The 14,288-nt window shown below is 38.5% G+C and carries 13 protein-coding genes; 7 read left to right on the top strand and 6 right to left on the bottom strand.

Going from position 1 to position 14,288, the window contains the following annotated elements; translation table 11 throughout:
• Positions 1-87: 87 nt before the first annotated feature.
• Complete coding sequence (rsgA, locus tag BLR60_RS21485; RefSeq protein WP_090502612.1) at positions 88-1,008, bottom strand: ribosome small subunit-dependent GTPase A; 921 nt, start codon at positions 1,006-1,008, stop codon at positions 88-90.
• Positions 1,009-1,206: 198 nt separating this feature from the next.
• On the opposite strand from rsgA, the gene fumC reads away from it, so the two are divergent.
• Positions 1,207-2,604: a class II fumarate hydratase gene (gene fumC / locus BLR60_RS21480; protein ID WP_057931668.1), complete on the top strand. Its 1,398-nt coding sequence runs from the start codon at positions 1,207-1,209 to the stop codon at positions 2,602-2,604.
• Positions 2,605-2,640: 36 nt separating this feature from the next.
• Here fumC and BLR60_RS21475 read toward each other — a convergent pair whose 3' ends face one another.
• Positions 2,641-2,838, bottom strand: coding sequence for a hypothetical protein (locus BLR60_RS21475; RefSeq protein WP_090502614.1), 198 nt, complete (start codon positions 2,836-2,838; stop codon positions 2,641-2,643).
• A 242-nt stretch (positions 2,839-3,080) separates the two neighbouring features.
• On the opposite strand from BLR60_RS21475, the gene BLR60_RS21465 reads away from it, so the two are divergent.
• From BLR60_RS21465 to BLR60_RS21445, 5 genes are all read left to right on the top strand, one after another.
• Positions 3,081-3,596 (top strand): fumarate hydratase, encoded by a 516-nt coding sequence (locus BLR60_RS21465; RefSeq protein ID WP_090502618.1) that lies wholly within the window; start codon positions 3,081-3,083, stop codon positions 3,594-3,596.
• 2 nt (positions 3,597-3,598) lie between these two features.
• Positions 3,599-4,405: a S1/P1 nuclease gene (locus tag BLR60_RS21460; RefSeq protein WP_090502620.1), complete on the top strand. Its 807-nt coding sequence runs from the start codon at positions 3,599-3,601 to the stop codon at positions 4,403-4,405.
• A 120-nt stretch (positions 4,406-4,525) separates the two neighbouring features.
• Positions 4,526-4,948 (top strand): hypothetical protein, encoded by a 423-nt coding sequence (locus BLR60_RS21455; RefSeq protein ID WP_090502622.1) that lies wholly within the window; start codon positions 4,526-4,528, stop codon positions 4,946-4,948.
• Between the two features lie 2 nt (positions 4,949-4,950).
• Positions 4,951-5,385 (top strand): low molecular weight protein-tyrosine-phosphatase, encoded by a 435-nt coding sequence (locus BLR60_RS21450; protein ID WP_090502624.1) that lies wholly within the window; start codon positions 4,951-4,953, stop codon positions 5,383-5,385.
• Positions 5,386-5,429: 44 nt separating this feature from the next.
• Positions 5,430-6,197, top strand: coding sequence for a ThuA domain-containing protein (locus BLR60_RS21445; RefSeq protein WP_090502688.1), 768 nt, complete (start codon positions 5,430-5,432; stop codon positions 6,195-6,197).
• A 67-nt stretch (positions 6,198-6,264) separates the two neighbouring features.
• Here BLR60_RS21445 and BLR60_RS21440 read toward each other — a convergent pair whose 3' ends face one another.
• On the bottom strand, positions 6,265-6,939 hold the full coding sequence (locus tag BLR60_RS21440; RefSeq protein ID WP_090502626.1) for a hypothetical protein: 675 nt from the start codon (positions 6,937-6,939) through the stop codon (positions 6,265-6,267).
• 165 nt (positions 6,940-7,104) lie between these two features.
• Here BLR60_RS21440 and BLR60_RS21435 point away from each other — a divergent pair, with 165 nt between their 5' ends.
• On the top strand, positions 7,105-8,556 hold the full coding sequence (locus BLR60_RS21435; protein WP_090502628.1) for an alpha-L-fucosidase: 1,452 nt from the start codon (positions 7,105-7,107) through the stop codon (positions 8,554-8,556).
• A gap of 6 nt (positions 8,557-8,562) precedes the next feature.
• On the opposite strand, the gene BLR60_RS21430 is transcribed toward BLR60_RS21435, so the two are convergent.
• The 3 genes from BLR60_RS21430 to BLR60_RS21420 all read right to left on the bottom strand — a co-directional run bounded on the left by BLR60_RS21430 (position 8,563) and on the right by BLR60_RS21420 (position 14,220).
• Positions 8,563-10,089 (bottom strand): rhomboid family intramembrane serine protease, encoded by a 1,527-nt coding sequence (locus BLR60_RS21430; RefSeq protein WP_090502630.1) that lies wholly within the window; start codon positions 10,087-10,089, stop codon positions 8,563-8,565.
• Positions 10,090-10,095: 6 nt separating this feature from the next.
• The gene (locus BLR60_RS21425) at positions 10,096-10,845 is read right to left on the bottom strand and encodes a class I SAM-dependent methyltransferase (RefSeq protein ID WP_090502632.1); all 750 of its coding nucleotides are present in this window, start codon (positions 10,843-10,845) and stop codon (positions 10,096-10,098) included.
• Between the two features lie 180 nt (positions 10,846-11,025).
• Complete coding sequence (locus BLR60_RS21420) at positions 11,026-14,220, bottom strand: S41 family peptidase (protein ID WP_090502634.1); 3,195 nt, start codon at positions 14,218-14,220, stop codon at positions 11,026-11,028.
• Between the last annotated feature and the right edge of the window lie 68 nt (positions 14,221-14,288).

Here is a 14,288-nt window from a genome sequence, read left to right as displayed (position 1 = left end):
CTAAAGGGGACATCTCCATATTATTTATTAAAATTATCTTATTTCCAATTTTAGCCTCTCATTCAACTCCCCTTCAAGGGCTGGGGGCTAATGTCGCGTATCATTCCCGTGGTAAATGCTCAGGTAACTTTCATATCTCGAAACTGCAATTTCACCTTCATTTACGGCTTCAATAACCGCACAGCCTGGTTCATTAATATGCCTGCAATTGTTAAAGCGGCAATTGTGAGAAGTTTTAAAGATTTCTCTAAAAAAATGTCCCAATTCTTCTTTTTCAATGTCGATTACACCAAGTTCCCTGATTCCCGGAGAATCTACAATAAAACCTCCCTGCGGCAGTTCGAACATTTCGGCAAACGTAGTGGTATGTTGTCCTTTATCGCTCCAGTCAGAAACCTCGCCTGTCCTCAAATCCCGGTCAGGCATTAATGCATTGATCAAACTAGATTTCCCTACTCCTGAGTGACCCGATATCAAGGTAATTTTATCAGTAATCAATTCCTGAATTACCGGAATATTAATGCCTTTTAAAGCGGAAACTTCATAACAGGGGTAGCCGATATTTTCATAGATATCTTTAAATTCCTGCAGAATTTCCAAACCTTCTTTGCTAAATAGATCGAGTTTATTAAACGCCAACACAGCTGGTACATCATAGGCTTCTGCAGTAACCAAAAAGCGATCTATAAAACCTAAAGAGGTACGAGGGGAAGCGAGTGTAACCACCAGCATGGCCATATCTAAATTAGCAGCCAAAATTTGCGCCTGTTTACTCAGGTTGATCGATTTGCGGATTATGTAATTTTTACGGGGTAACATTTCGTTGATCAAACCCTGATTACTATCCTTTTCCAGGTCAAATTTCACCTTGTCGCCAACTGCAATCGGGTTGGTGGTTTTAAGTCCTTTAATCCTGAATTTGCCCACAATCCGGCAATCATAGCGTTCACCATTATCGGCCAAAACACTATACCAGCTCCCTGTAGATTTAATAACTAATCCCTGCATATTTGCGGTAAAGGTATGAATATGATTTCATTGGCAGAAGTGGTTGGCCTGGATAAAGTTTGTACATTAATGATGGAGAACAAAAAGGAATACAGACATTTCCGCTATATATTTTCTTATCCATTAAATATCTTACATAAATACAACGCTTTAAAAGGCAAAAAACCTAAATTTGCGACAACAAAAATCAAAAATATAATGAGTTTCAGAATAGAACACGATACCATGGGCGAGGTGCAGGTACCAGCCGACAAATACTGGGGTGCACAAACCGAACGCTCACGCAATAACTTTAAAATCGGCCCGGAGGGTTCGATGCCAAAAGAAATTATCCACGCTTTTGGATACCTGAAAAAAGCGGCTGCGCTTGCCAATACCGAACTTGGTGTATTATCGGCAGAAAAAGCAGATTTAATTGCTAAAGCTTGCGATGAAATTATTGCAGGACAACTGGATGATCAATTTCCTTTGGTAATCTGGCAAACAGGTTCTGGAACACAAAGTAACATGAATGGTAACGAGGTAATTGCAAACCGTGCTCATGTTATTAATGGTGGTTCATTAGCTGACGATAAAAAAGTACTTCACCCAAATGATGATGTAAATAAATCACAATCATCAAACGATACCTATCCAACTGCAATGCACATTGCAGCCTATAAACTTACCGTAGAAAATACCATTCCTGGTTTAGAAAAGCTAAGGAATACCTTAGCACAAAAAGTAGAAGAATTTAGTACGATTGTTAAAACAGGCCGTACGCACTTTATGGATGCAACCCCATTAACTTTAGGGCAGGAATTTTCTGGTTACGTACAACAGATTGATAACAGCATCCGGGCAATTAAAAATGCTTTGGTTATGGTTGCAGAACTGGCTTTAGGTGGTACTGCTGTGGGCACAGGCTTAAATACGCCAAAGGGATACGATGTATTAGTGGCTAAAAAAATTGCAGATTTAACTGGTTTGCCTTTTGTTACCGCTCCAAATAAATTTGAGGCACTTGCTGCACACGATGCCATGGTAGAACTTTCCGGTGCTTTAAAACGTACTGCAGTTGCTTTGATGAAGGTAGCCAACGATGTGCGAATGTTAAGTTCCGGACCTCGTTGCGGTATCGGCGAAATTGTTATTCCAGATAATGAACCAGGATCGTCTATTATGCCAGGAAAAGTTAATCCTACGCAACCAGAGGCTTTAACCATGGTTTGTGCACAGGTAATCGGTAACGATGTTGCCGTTTCAGTAGGTGGTATGAGCGGCCATTTCGAGCTTAACGTATTTAAACCATTAATTGCCGCCAATGTATTACAATCAGCACGTTTAATTGGCGATGCCTGTGTTTCTTTTACAGATAAATGTGCCGAAGGAATCACGGCTAACCTACCTGAAATTGAAAAACACCTTCAAAATTCTTTAATGTTGGTTACGGCCTTGAATCCACATGTAGGTTATGAAAATGCAGCTAAAATTGCAAAGAAAGCCCATAAAGAAAATAAAACCTTAAAAGCTGCTGCTGTAGAGTTGGGCTTATTAACTAATGAGCAGTTTGATGAGTGGGTACGCCCTGAAGACATGGTGGGCAGCTTGAAATAAGTTAATTACATATTCGATCGTCATCCTGAACTTGTTTCAGGATCTTTTCAGTACATAAGCTGCTGAAACAAGTTCAGCATGACGCTCCGACTTTACAATACGGCTAATTAAAAACACAGGTAATATGAATTCAATACTTTCTAATCTTTTAAGCTTGATATCCATCATTCCACCTTGTGTTATATTTGGAACCTGCTGCTTTTTTTTAATAAAAAAATCTTCTGTTGAAGCCATTTTAATGACTATTGGCTCGGGCATTAGCCTGCTTGTTAACCTATTTTTTAGGTTTCTGCCATTATTAATGTCCGCGCAACATTTAACTGCTATAGAAGTTTCAAAGTACTATTCTTTCAGTAGCATTATTGGCTTTGTAGCTGGGATTTGTTTCGCTGCAGGATTTTTAATTTTGGTTATTAATACCGTTAAAAAGAATAAGGTCATCTCCGATCAGTTCCCAAAAAGCACAGATTACAACCATGAATAAACCGCAGTTAGGATTAAAGCTTTTTCCTATTTTCCTTTTAACATTATCCATATTACAGCTGGCCTGTAGTCCGAGGCCTAATGTACAGGGTAAAGGTGAAGATTTTATGCAAGGGGTTTGGAATGAAGATTCTGTTGCTTTTAGTCATAAATTGAGCAATTATACACAACACCATTTTAAGTTTACCTGCGATTCGGTTTATATCGATATGGTTACCCATAGCAAAGTAAATTTTTACGAGGACTCTTGTTATAACAATGGTATTTGGAAAGAATATGCCAAGGGCGTATATGCAGTAAAAGGTGATACGTTATTTATAGGTGCAACCTTTACACACGCCAATTATAAACAAAAAATATCGGGTTGTTACCGCATCGGCCGATATGAAAAAAACTTCCTGATCAATAAAAAATCTGCAGACACCTTGATTTTAGAAAGTTTAAACGATCAGCGCGAAATTAAACTAACACTTAAAGAAAAAATAACCTGCGTACCAAAAGAATTATAAAAATGATTTTAACATCAATTAAACAGAGATTAACCATCGCTTTAACAGTGGCTTTTTTAGCCTATTTCCCTATTCATGCAAACGCATGGGGTACCATCGGCCATCGTGTTGTTGGCGAAATTGCCGATAGTTATTTAAAAGCGAAGACACGCAAGGCCATTCAAAGTATTTTAGGCTACGAAACTTTGGCCATGTCGGCCAATTGGGGCGATTTTATTAAATCGGATTCCACTTACAACTATATGTACAACTGGCATTTTGTTAATCTTCCGGCAGGATTAGATAAAAATGGTGTATATCAATTTTTGGAAACTGATAAAAAACCAAATCTTTACAACAAAATTCCTGAGCTGATTGCTATTTTAAAGAAAACAAGCAGCACGGCTTCAGAAAAGAAACTGGCTTTACGCATGTTGGTCCACCTGGCCGGAGATTTATGCCAGCCTATGCATGTTGCGCGTAAGGAAGACCTGGGTGGTAACCGCGTTTCGGTATTATGGTTCAATGAGAAATCGAATATCCACAGGGTTTGGGATGAACAGTTGATCGAGTATCAACAGTTGAGTTATACAGAATACGCGAAGGCCATTAACCACCCTTCCGCTATGCAGTTATATAATTGGCAAAATACGAGCCTAAGAGATTGCGTTTATGAATCGTACGGCATCTGCAATAAAATTTACGAAACTACTAAACCAGATACCAAATTGAGCTACCGCTATAATTTTGACTGGGTTGACACCCTTAACGAGCAGTTATTAAAAGGTGGTGTGCGTTTAGCTAAAATGTTAAACGATATCTACGGATAAGCCTTTTTGTTAAATATCAGATGCCCCAATGCTTTCAAGCTTGGGGTATTTTTTTGGTCAGTCTAGCACATCAACTATAAAACTCGTTTAATAGATATAAACCAAAACCAATTATAAACCATGAAAAAGTTAATTCTTATTTTAACTGTTTGTTTAGCTTTAGGCTGCAAAAAAGACCTCGACAAAACATTAACAAAAAAAGACTGGCGCATCGAATCGGTTACGGTTAGCCCAGCAATGACTATTGGCAAAAAAACAAGTACCGACTATATAGAACTGATGGGACCAAGCAGTTGTGTAAGTAATTCCATGATCTCTTTTTCTAAAGATGGCACATACACTTCAGGATCCAACGGAGCGCTTTGCGATTTGAAACCTGATACAAGTATTAAAACCTGGAGAAGAGATGGTGATCAGATTTTTTTATCTTATGCGCCACAATCGCCATTAATATTAAGTGGAGATAAACTTACCCAGACCACTTCTACCCCACCACAAGGAGGAATTATTTATACCTTTGTTTTTGTATATAAATCCAAATAATATTGAAAATTTTAATGGTCTGCCTGGGTAATATCTGCCGGTCACCTCTGGCTGAAGGCATTATGCGCCATCTGGCAGATGAACAAAACTTAAACTGGGAAATTGCTTCGGCGGGAACGGGCAACTGGCATATTGGTCAGGCACCGGACCACAGGAGTGTTGCTGCAGCCAAAGCATTGGGTTACGATATCAGCAAACAACGGGCGCAGCAGTTTAACGCTTCGATGTTTGACTATTATGACCTGATTTTGGTTATGGACAAGAACAATTGGGCTGACGTTAAAAACCTGGCCAAAACAGCTGAGGATCGTAAAAAGGTTAAACTTTTTCTTGATAACGGCGAAGTTACAGACCCATATTGGGATAATAGCCTGTTTAGCCCAGTTTGTAAGCAGGTTGAGGAAAGATGTATGGAAATTATCAAACAACTTTCTTAAATTTAAAGCTTATAACCTATCATACTAACCAAGTCAAAGAAAAAATGAAAAAATACCTGTCCTTATGTTTATTAGTTGCCGCAGTAATTTTATTGCAAAGCTATACCACGGCAAAGAAACCGGCAAAAATTTTAGTCTTCTCCAAAACAAAGGGTTTTAGGCACAACTCCATCGAAACTGGAAAAGAAGTGATCCAGAAATTAGGCACTGAACATCATTTTGAAGTGGATACAACAGAAAATGCTGATGTTTTTACTGAAGACAACCTAAAAAAATATGCTACTGTTATTTTCCTGAATACTACAGGCGATGTATTGGACGATAAACAACAGGTGGCTTTCGAGAGATACATCCAGGCTGGCGGAGGTTACGTGGGTATCCATGCAGCAACAGATACAGAGTACGACTGGCCTTGGTATGGCAAATTGGCCGGTGCTTATTTTATAAGTCATCCAGCTGTTCAGGAGGCTAGGTTTATCGTTAAAGATAAAAAACACCCTGCTACAAAATTCCTTACCGATTCAGTATGGATGAGAAAAGATGAACTGTATAACTTTAAGAATATTAACCCAGACATTAAAGTGCTGATTAATTTAGACGAGAAATCATATACTGGTGGTAAAAATGGCGATTTCCATCCTTTTGCCTGGTACCACGATTTTGATGGCGGAAGAGCTTTTTATACCTGTATGGGACATACCAAAGAAGGCTGGGCTGACGATAAATTTCAAAAACATTTATGGGGAGGTATTGAATACGCCATAGGTGGGCAAAAGAAACTGGACTACAGTAAAGCCCATTCAAAGTTCTAAATAATAGTTGGGCTTGTTGAAATTAACCGGCAAGCTCAACTTATCCATTAGCTGAATAGCACAATATTTAAGTGTTATTTTTTTTCAGGTTAACCAAATAAATATAATTCAGCATACAAAATGAGGCTATAGCACCGAAGGTATGCCACAAGAAGTGTGTTCCGATACTCAATATATCCCACTTATCTGCGATACGGAAAGTTAAGGCAAATACGAAGGCAATCAGGGCAAAGCCAACCCATTTGCCATTTTTCCAGTCTGTTTTGATCAAATAGCCGAATACCGGAAATAAAACCAGCGCAGCCATAAAAGCATAATTGATATTGATAAAAATCTGAAAATCGCCATTGCTGAAAAGCCTTCTTACGTAAAACTGAAAAAAGGCGTATACCGCTACAATTAAAACGGCAAAGTACCATCTGGTGAGCTTGGAAAGAAAGTAGACACCAGCCGAAAGGCACAAAAGCATAATTGGCATCCAATCCATCATAATAAAGATTGGCCAGCGCCTAAGCCCGTGGTAAGTAGTGCCACCTATCCCACCAATATAAAGCAGAACCAATGCAATACTTAAGAAGGTATGCTGTTTAAAGTTACCCCACAGTTTAAATGTCCAGTATACCGCTATAGCCAGAAAGAAACAACTTGTTAGGGTGTTAAAAGGCTCCGGAAATAACTGGTTTAGATTAGTTTCTGCATATACGGTACCGCCGTCAGGAGGATTTTGGTTAAAAGCACTCATGTTTAATTAACGTCTACTGTAATTAAATGTTTTGACTGATTGATGTAACACTCAAGATGTAAAATAATTTCGCTTTCACATGTTTTAACAGGTTAAATATTGGTTAACACTTACCATCAGCAATGTTAATTATTTGTACTTTAGTTGAATCTAAGCTATAAGTATATGAAATCCGTATTGATCCTTTTTTTACTTCTTTCTACAGCTATTTTTGCCCAAACCCCTCCTCAACCTTATGGTGCATTACCATCAAAACGGCAGCTGGCCTGGCATGATGTTGAAGTTTATGGCATCATGCACTTTACACCAACTACCTTTGAAAATAAAGAGTGGGGCTTTGGTGATGCTGATCCAAAGATATTTAACCCAACGGACTTTAATGCCGACCAGATTATTAAAGCGGCTAAAGCAGGTGGCTTGAAAGGGATTGTTTTGGTTGCCAAACACCATGATGGTTTTGCTTTGTGGCCAACTAACACTACAACATATAATATCAGTAAAAGCCCGTTTAGAGGAGGAAAAGGAAATTTAGTTAAAGAAGTAGAACAGGCCGTGCGTAAAAACGGATTAAAGTTTGGGGTTTATTGCTCGCCATGGGACAGAAATAATCCACTTTATGGTACCGATAAATATCTGGCCATTTATCAGGCACAATTAAAAGAACTTTACAGTAATTTTGGTGAACTTTTTATGAGCTGGCATGACGGCGCTAACGGTGGCGATGGTTATTATGGTGGCGCAAAAGAAAAACGCTCTATAGATAACACCACTTATTACGATTGGAAGAATACCTGGGCCATCACGCGCAAAATGCAACCAATGGCAAATATTTTTAGCGACATTGGTTTAGATATCCGCTGGGTAGGTAATGAAGACGGACATGCTGCACAAACCTCTTGGGCAACTTTTACCCCGATGGCTCCTGATGGCAAAAGTGTAGCAGTACCGGGACAGGCAAACTACCCGCAAAGCCCAGAAGGCATTAGAAATGGGAAATTCTGGATGCCGGCAGAATGCGATGTTCCGCTTAGAAAAGGATGGTTCTATCACCCTAACGACAAGCCAAAAGGTCCGGAAGAATTGTTTGATCTGTATTTAAAAAGCGTTGGCCGTGGTGCAGGTTTAGACCTGGGTTTAGCACCCGATACCCGTGGTCAACTTCATGATGACGATGTTACCGCACTGAAAACTTTTGGCGACATGGTTAAACATACTTTCGAGCATAACCTGGCCAAAAATGCATCGGTTAAAGCAAGCAATAGCAGAGGTAAGAAGTATGACGTTGCTATGCTTCTTGATGGCAAGAGAGAGAGTTATTGGGCTACACAAGACGATATGCACCAGGCAAGTTTAGAACTTGACTTGAAAACTGCTAAAACCTTCGACATTATCAGCTTACAGGAGTACATTCCTTTAGGTCAGCGAATAGAAGCCTACACCATTGAAATATTTGAAAATAATGCCTGGAAAAAGGTTTATGATGGCACAAGCATTGGCGCAAAACGTTTGATTAAATTAGATACCCCTGTAACAACCAACAAAATAAAAATAAACATCACCAGATCACCTGTTTGTATTACACTTAGTGAAATTGGGCTGTACAAAAAAGCTGGATAAGCAAACTTAATCTGGTTTGTAAAGAATTTCGAAAACCTGTGCCAATGCATTAGAAGTCTGTTTGCTGTAGCGATAAGTGCTATCGGCGTTAATATCCCTATACATCAGCATTACAGCCCTATGGGATGCTTTACTCAGTTTCACTTTTTCAGCGCGTTCTTTAGCATCTTCAGGCCTCAAAGTTAGGGCCTGCATTTGCTTGATGATTCCCAGGTTTCTTTCCATAGGCCTAATACCATCTTCTTTAATGGAAGCGAGTTTAACATCTTTAGGCAAAGAAATTTTTAAATTCATAATGCTGTTGAGTGACTCCAGATTAGTATTAAAAGTATATCTTAGTTTTCGATATTCCTCTGTCGCGTATTTCGGACTAAAATGAAGTACTCCACTAAAAAAAATTAAAAATAAAAGTACTGATACTGCATATCTCGCCCAGTTTTTAATTTCGAAAGTTTTATCCCATCTATAGTTAAGCAAATAGGCAAAGATAAATCCTGAAACAAAACCACCAACATGCGCCGCGTTATCTACCCTTTTGCCAAATGCCCCGTTTATAAGCACCAATAATGATACGATAAGCGTACTCACCAGCAAAGCCCGTGTTGCTTTGCGCTCGAAAGATTTATTAATCAGTAAAGCAATAAAAGCACCATATAAGCCCATAATTGCACCCGAGGCGCCCATCATTACGCCTTCCTGATGAAAAATCAAACTTACCAGACCACCACAAATACCGCTCATTAAATAAATAAAAAGGAATTTTTTCCAGCCCAGTTTATTTTCGATCATCAAGCCGAGGTAAACTAGTGCATACATATTAAAAAACAGGTGTGAAACCGATCCATGTATAAATTGATAGGTAATTAAGCGCCAATATTGCCCTCCGAGAACCAGATTGCGTTGATTAACCCCAAAGTTTAACGAAAATAATTTTATTTCTGAAAGGTAATCTTCTTGAGAAGCATTCCCGGTTTTTGACGAAAGATAGGCAATGAACACAATCGATAAAATGATAATTGCGATGAAATATAGCGTATTAAGTAGGACAAGAATTGGCGTTGCCGTATATCCCTTTTGCGGAAAAAACAAGAATAATACGTTTTTGATTTTATTCTTTGTAGCCAAAGGTGCTTTTTCAAAATAATGATCGTCCTGTGTTTCGATAAGCCGACGGAATTTAAACAGATTCTCTTCCCAAACATCTTTCAGGTGGAATTCTACATATTCAAATTCGTGAAAAAACTTCTCCAGATTGAGCTCATTCTTACCATAATCGTTAAAGAGCATCTGGATCCCAACACATTCACTTTTTACCACCGCAAAATTTCCGTGGATACGGATTGATATCTCTTCACTATACGACTGGAAGGATATTGGGGTATAAGCGATCAACCCGGTTTCGGAAACGTGACTTAAGGCCCAACCAAGATTTTCGATGGCCTGTTTGGCAACAATTAAATATTTATCTGCCGGAAATTCGGCCAAAGGAATATACTTTTCTATTTTAGGCGAGTAACCCCAACTGATTAACATAGCGCGTTAGATTTTTTTCGCTACTAAGATAATATAAGGTGATAGATTTTTGCTTTCGAATGGGATAATCTTTGTAAATACTTTTCCAGTCAGCCAAACCGCTTTTTTAAACAGACGAACGCCTGCTGATTTTTGATCTTCGTTCTCGAGCCAAACGCTAAACCGACCAAAATAACCTGATTTTACTTCTTTAAGTCCAGCTTGTTCGCAAATTAATTTTAACATGGCTGGATCCATGCTATCAATATTGTGTTTATCGTAATTTTCTCTATCGAAATTCTTTTGGAACCAACCATTAACTGCCTTAAAATTTGGCAGCGTAATAAATAAAGTACCACCTGGTTTTACAAAAGCAATGTGTCGGTTGATAATATCGGCTGTATCGTTAAAATGTTCAATTAAACCGCAGCTTAATACAAGATCGTATTGCTTTTCGGGCGTATAATTGAAAAGATCGGTTTCGATGATGTGGATATCCTTTTCGGTTAAACTGTTTTTCGCCAAAAGTTCATGCACAACAGGTGGGTGTACAAAATAGTCTAAAAGTGTAACATCAAGCTGAAAATATTTTTTGAGGAATACTGCATAGTAACCGGGGAAACCACCTAATTCGATAGCGGTTTTGACTTTATCTTTATGAATAACATCGGCTAGTTGTTTGTGAAATAAATAGTTAGCAGGTAACTGAACGGCCAGTCCTTTTTTACTTTCCCAATAATTTACCCAAAAAGCCCTGTCGGTTAATAAATTTGCCATGTTTTAAATAATTCCAGGTTCAAAGAAACGGAAAAAATGGGTAATTGTTTAAAAATTGAATGGCTTATATTGCTGGATTGTTAGATTGCTTTATTGCTAATTCAACCCAGCTTAAATATTTTATTGTCGGTTGCCAGCAATATAACAATCCGACAATAAAACAATCTTTTAAGACTAACCCTATTTTAGGTCTTTCAAAATCTCCGCTACTGCTTTTTCGAGTTGAGGATCTTTATTTGCCAGGCGGTCTTCAAAAGTATTTTTAACGAAGATATCTGGTTTAACACCTTCCTTTTCAATGTTCTTACCATCCATAGTATAACAACCCCACGATGGTAAACGGTAAGAAGAACCATCTACCAAACTTTTAGCCGACGTAAAAATAATCCAACGGTAGGTTTCTGTGCCTATAATCTTACCCAGTTTTAATTGCTTAAAACCTGCAGCTGTCATTTCAGCATCACTTAAAGATTGCTCGTTAATGAGCAATACGATAGGCTTCGCCGCCGGACCAAAATTACTTTGTGGAGCCATTTTACCTCCGCGGTATTTCCATTTCAGGTAAGGACGCTGTGAAAGGAATTTCAGCACATCATCATGTACGTTCCCACCGGTATTATAACGTAGATCCAGAATAATGGCCTCCTTGTTTTCTTCTTGTGCAACCATGTCCAAAAGAAAAGTTTCCAACTCGCTGCCACCCATATTTTTCATGTAAGAATAGGCAATGCGGTTGTTGCTCCACTTGTCTACATTTTTGTGGTTTTGGCTAATCCATTCATCATAAAGATTCCCGCGCAATGTACCTGAACTTTCGGGATGTATATTAACATAAACATCCTTGCCATTGCGTTTAAAGGTTAATGTCATTTCCCGATCTAATGATGGCTTACTGAAATAATAATCGCGGTCTATTTTCTCATCTACTTTAACCCCGTTTACTTCTGTTAAGATATCGCCGGCTAAAATATTGTTTCCAGTACGGGCAGCATTACTTTTAGCGGCAATACGTTCTACCTTTAAAGGATTTTCATTATCGAAGATGATTCCTGTTTCATTGGTAATGTAATTCAGATTTTTGCGTTCCTCTGCCCCTGCACTATTAAAGCCCATATGAGAGGAATTCAATTCGCCCAACATATCATTTAATAAAATCCTTAGGTCACTACGGTTATTTACATAAGGCAAATATGCGGCATAACGTGTTCTCATTTTATCCCAATCTACGCCATGAAATTTTTCATCGTAAAAATTTTCATCTAAACCTACCCAGGTTTCATAAAACATCTGGTTAAACTCGGCATTTAGGTTTCTGGTAAATTTATAACCATGATCTACCCGATCGAGTTTATTACCTTCTAAGCTATACTTATTGATTGCACCTTTCGATAAAACGAAAAATTTATCCCCTGCCGAAATAATGGAGTAATCGCCACCATCGGCAACTTTTTCCGTTTTATTGGCTTCAAAGGGTTCGATAGTAGTACGATACAGGCTCGGAGCACCGCCTTCGTGATTAGATGAATAAAAAACATAAGTTTTATCGCCCTTGGCATAAACATCTGTTCCGTACTGGCCGCCAAACGAAGGACCAACCAATTCTATTCTATCCAGTAGGTCTTCAGTATTAATAGTAATGACACTGGCAGGCTTAGGTGTAGGTTTAACTTCAGTTTTCTTCTTAGCTGTATCGGTTTTGGCCTTTTTATCATTTTTATTTTCGGGTACAGGCCTAACATCCGTTGGTGCCGGCTTGCTTTCTTTAAACAGATCATCGAATTTATCAGCACGATAAGGCTCATCGTAGTTATTTAAAGCCATGCGGTAAATGTGTGCATTTTGCATCCCTGTCGGATAAGACGGCTTGGTACGGGCACTGGTGAAAAAAATATACTTGCCATCTGGAGACCACGCCGGACTGGTTTCGCTAACGCCCGTGTTGGTTAAGTTAATGGTTTTATTGTTTTTGATGTGATGCACCATAATATCTTGTTCAAAATTCCGATAAACGGTAAACAGTACATATTCGTCATTTGGCGAAAAACTTGGTGTTGCGTTCTGTATCGCCCAAAATTCGTCAGTTACCAAAGTTTTGGCATCAAAAGTTTTTAGGTCCATCAGTTTAAGCTCATTTCTGCCGCTTAAATACACGGCCATGGTTTTACTTTTGTTCAAAGTGATATCGCGGACGTTTGCTTTATCTTTTGTAAGCTGTTTTACGGTACCCTTTCCATCACCTGTAATCGTAAACCAGTTTTGGTAACCGTTAGTGGTTTGACTGAACAGAATAGTTTTATTATCAGCCAGCCATTTACATTCCAGGGCACGATCGCCACTGTTCGTAATTTGCCGGATAAACTTTCCATCTGCATCGCTCACAAACACCTCACCACGCGAACTAAAGGCCATTTTTTTCCCATCTGTTGAAACATCAAATGCAGAAATATTTCCACGCACATCATACTCCTGTTCTTTGCTTAATACCTGATTGCGCGAGGTACTAATATTGATTTTCTCCGTTTTCTTCGAAGCTACGTCATAAGTGTACAATTGATAATCTTTCTCAAATACAACCGTAGTTCCATCGGCCGAAACGAACGGACGTTTAATAGAAGTATCGAAATTGGTTAAACCAGTTTTTTTACCATTGATAAAAGTATAAAGGTTGTATTCATCGTTGCTTTCATCAGATACAAAAAAGATATTGCCTTTTTGATCAACACTCGTCCAGAAATCTTTCCCGATATAATCGGTATAACGTTTATAGCTTTTTGTTTTTGGATTGTATGATTGGATATCAGGGTTATAGGCCCCTTTATAATGTTTACGGTTGGCAAAGCGCATACTTTCCCAGGTATCGTTAAAAAACAATTCTCCGGTTGGCGATTCTGCAATATGGTGCGTGGTATTAAAATAATTATTAAATAAACGCACCGCTGTACCTCCGTTTACATTTACTTTATAACTCGAAAAAGAATTATAACGGCCCGAGGTAAAATAAATAGTTTTAGAATCCCAGCTCCAGTTATCTACTTCATCACTGGCATCGTTAAATGTTAACTGTTTAATATCACCACCAGCTAAAGGCATTACATAAATATCATAATTACCAAACTGGTTAGATGAAAAAGCCATCCACTTCCCGTCAGGCGATATTTTAGGGTTAATTTCTTCACCTTGCATAGCCGTAATGCGCGATGCTACGCCACCTTTTACCGGAACTTTCCAAATATCGCCATCGTAGCTAAATACTATTGTTTGTGCATCAGGCGTTAAAGCTGGATATGCAGCAAAATAAGTTTGATTTTGGGCAAATGAATGTACCGGCCATAAAAAAGCCAGTGCCACAAGTGATTTTATTAAAGACTTGATCATAATTAAGTTAGTTTGGCTCCGGAAAGGCAGTTTTTTCTCACAAAAACAGCTTAACCTTAAGAACGATA

The organism is Pedobacter terrae (assembly GCF_900100705.1).
GTDB lineage: Bacteria > Bacteroidota > Bacteroidia > Sphingobacteriales > Sphingobacteriaceae > Pedobacter > Pedobacter terrae.
The sequence above is the reverse complement of the archived record's forward strand: the minus strand, read 5'-3'. Positions and strand labels throughout refer to the sequence as shown.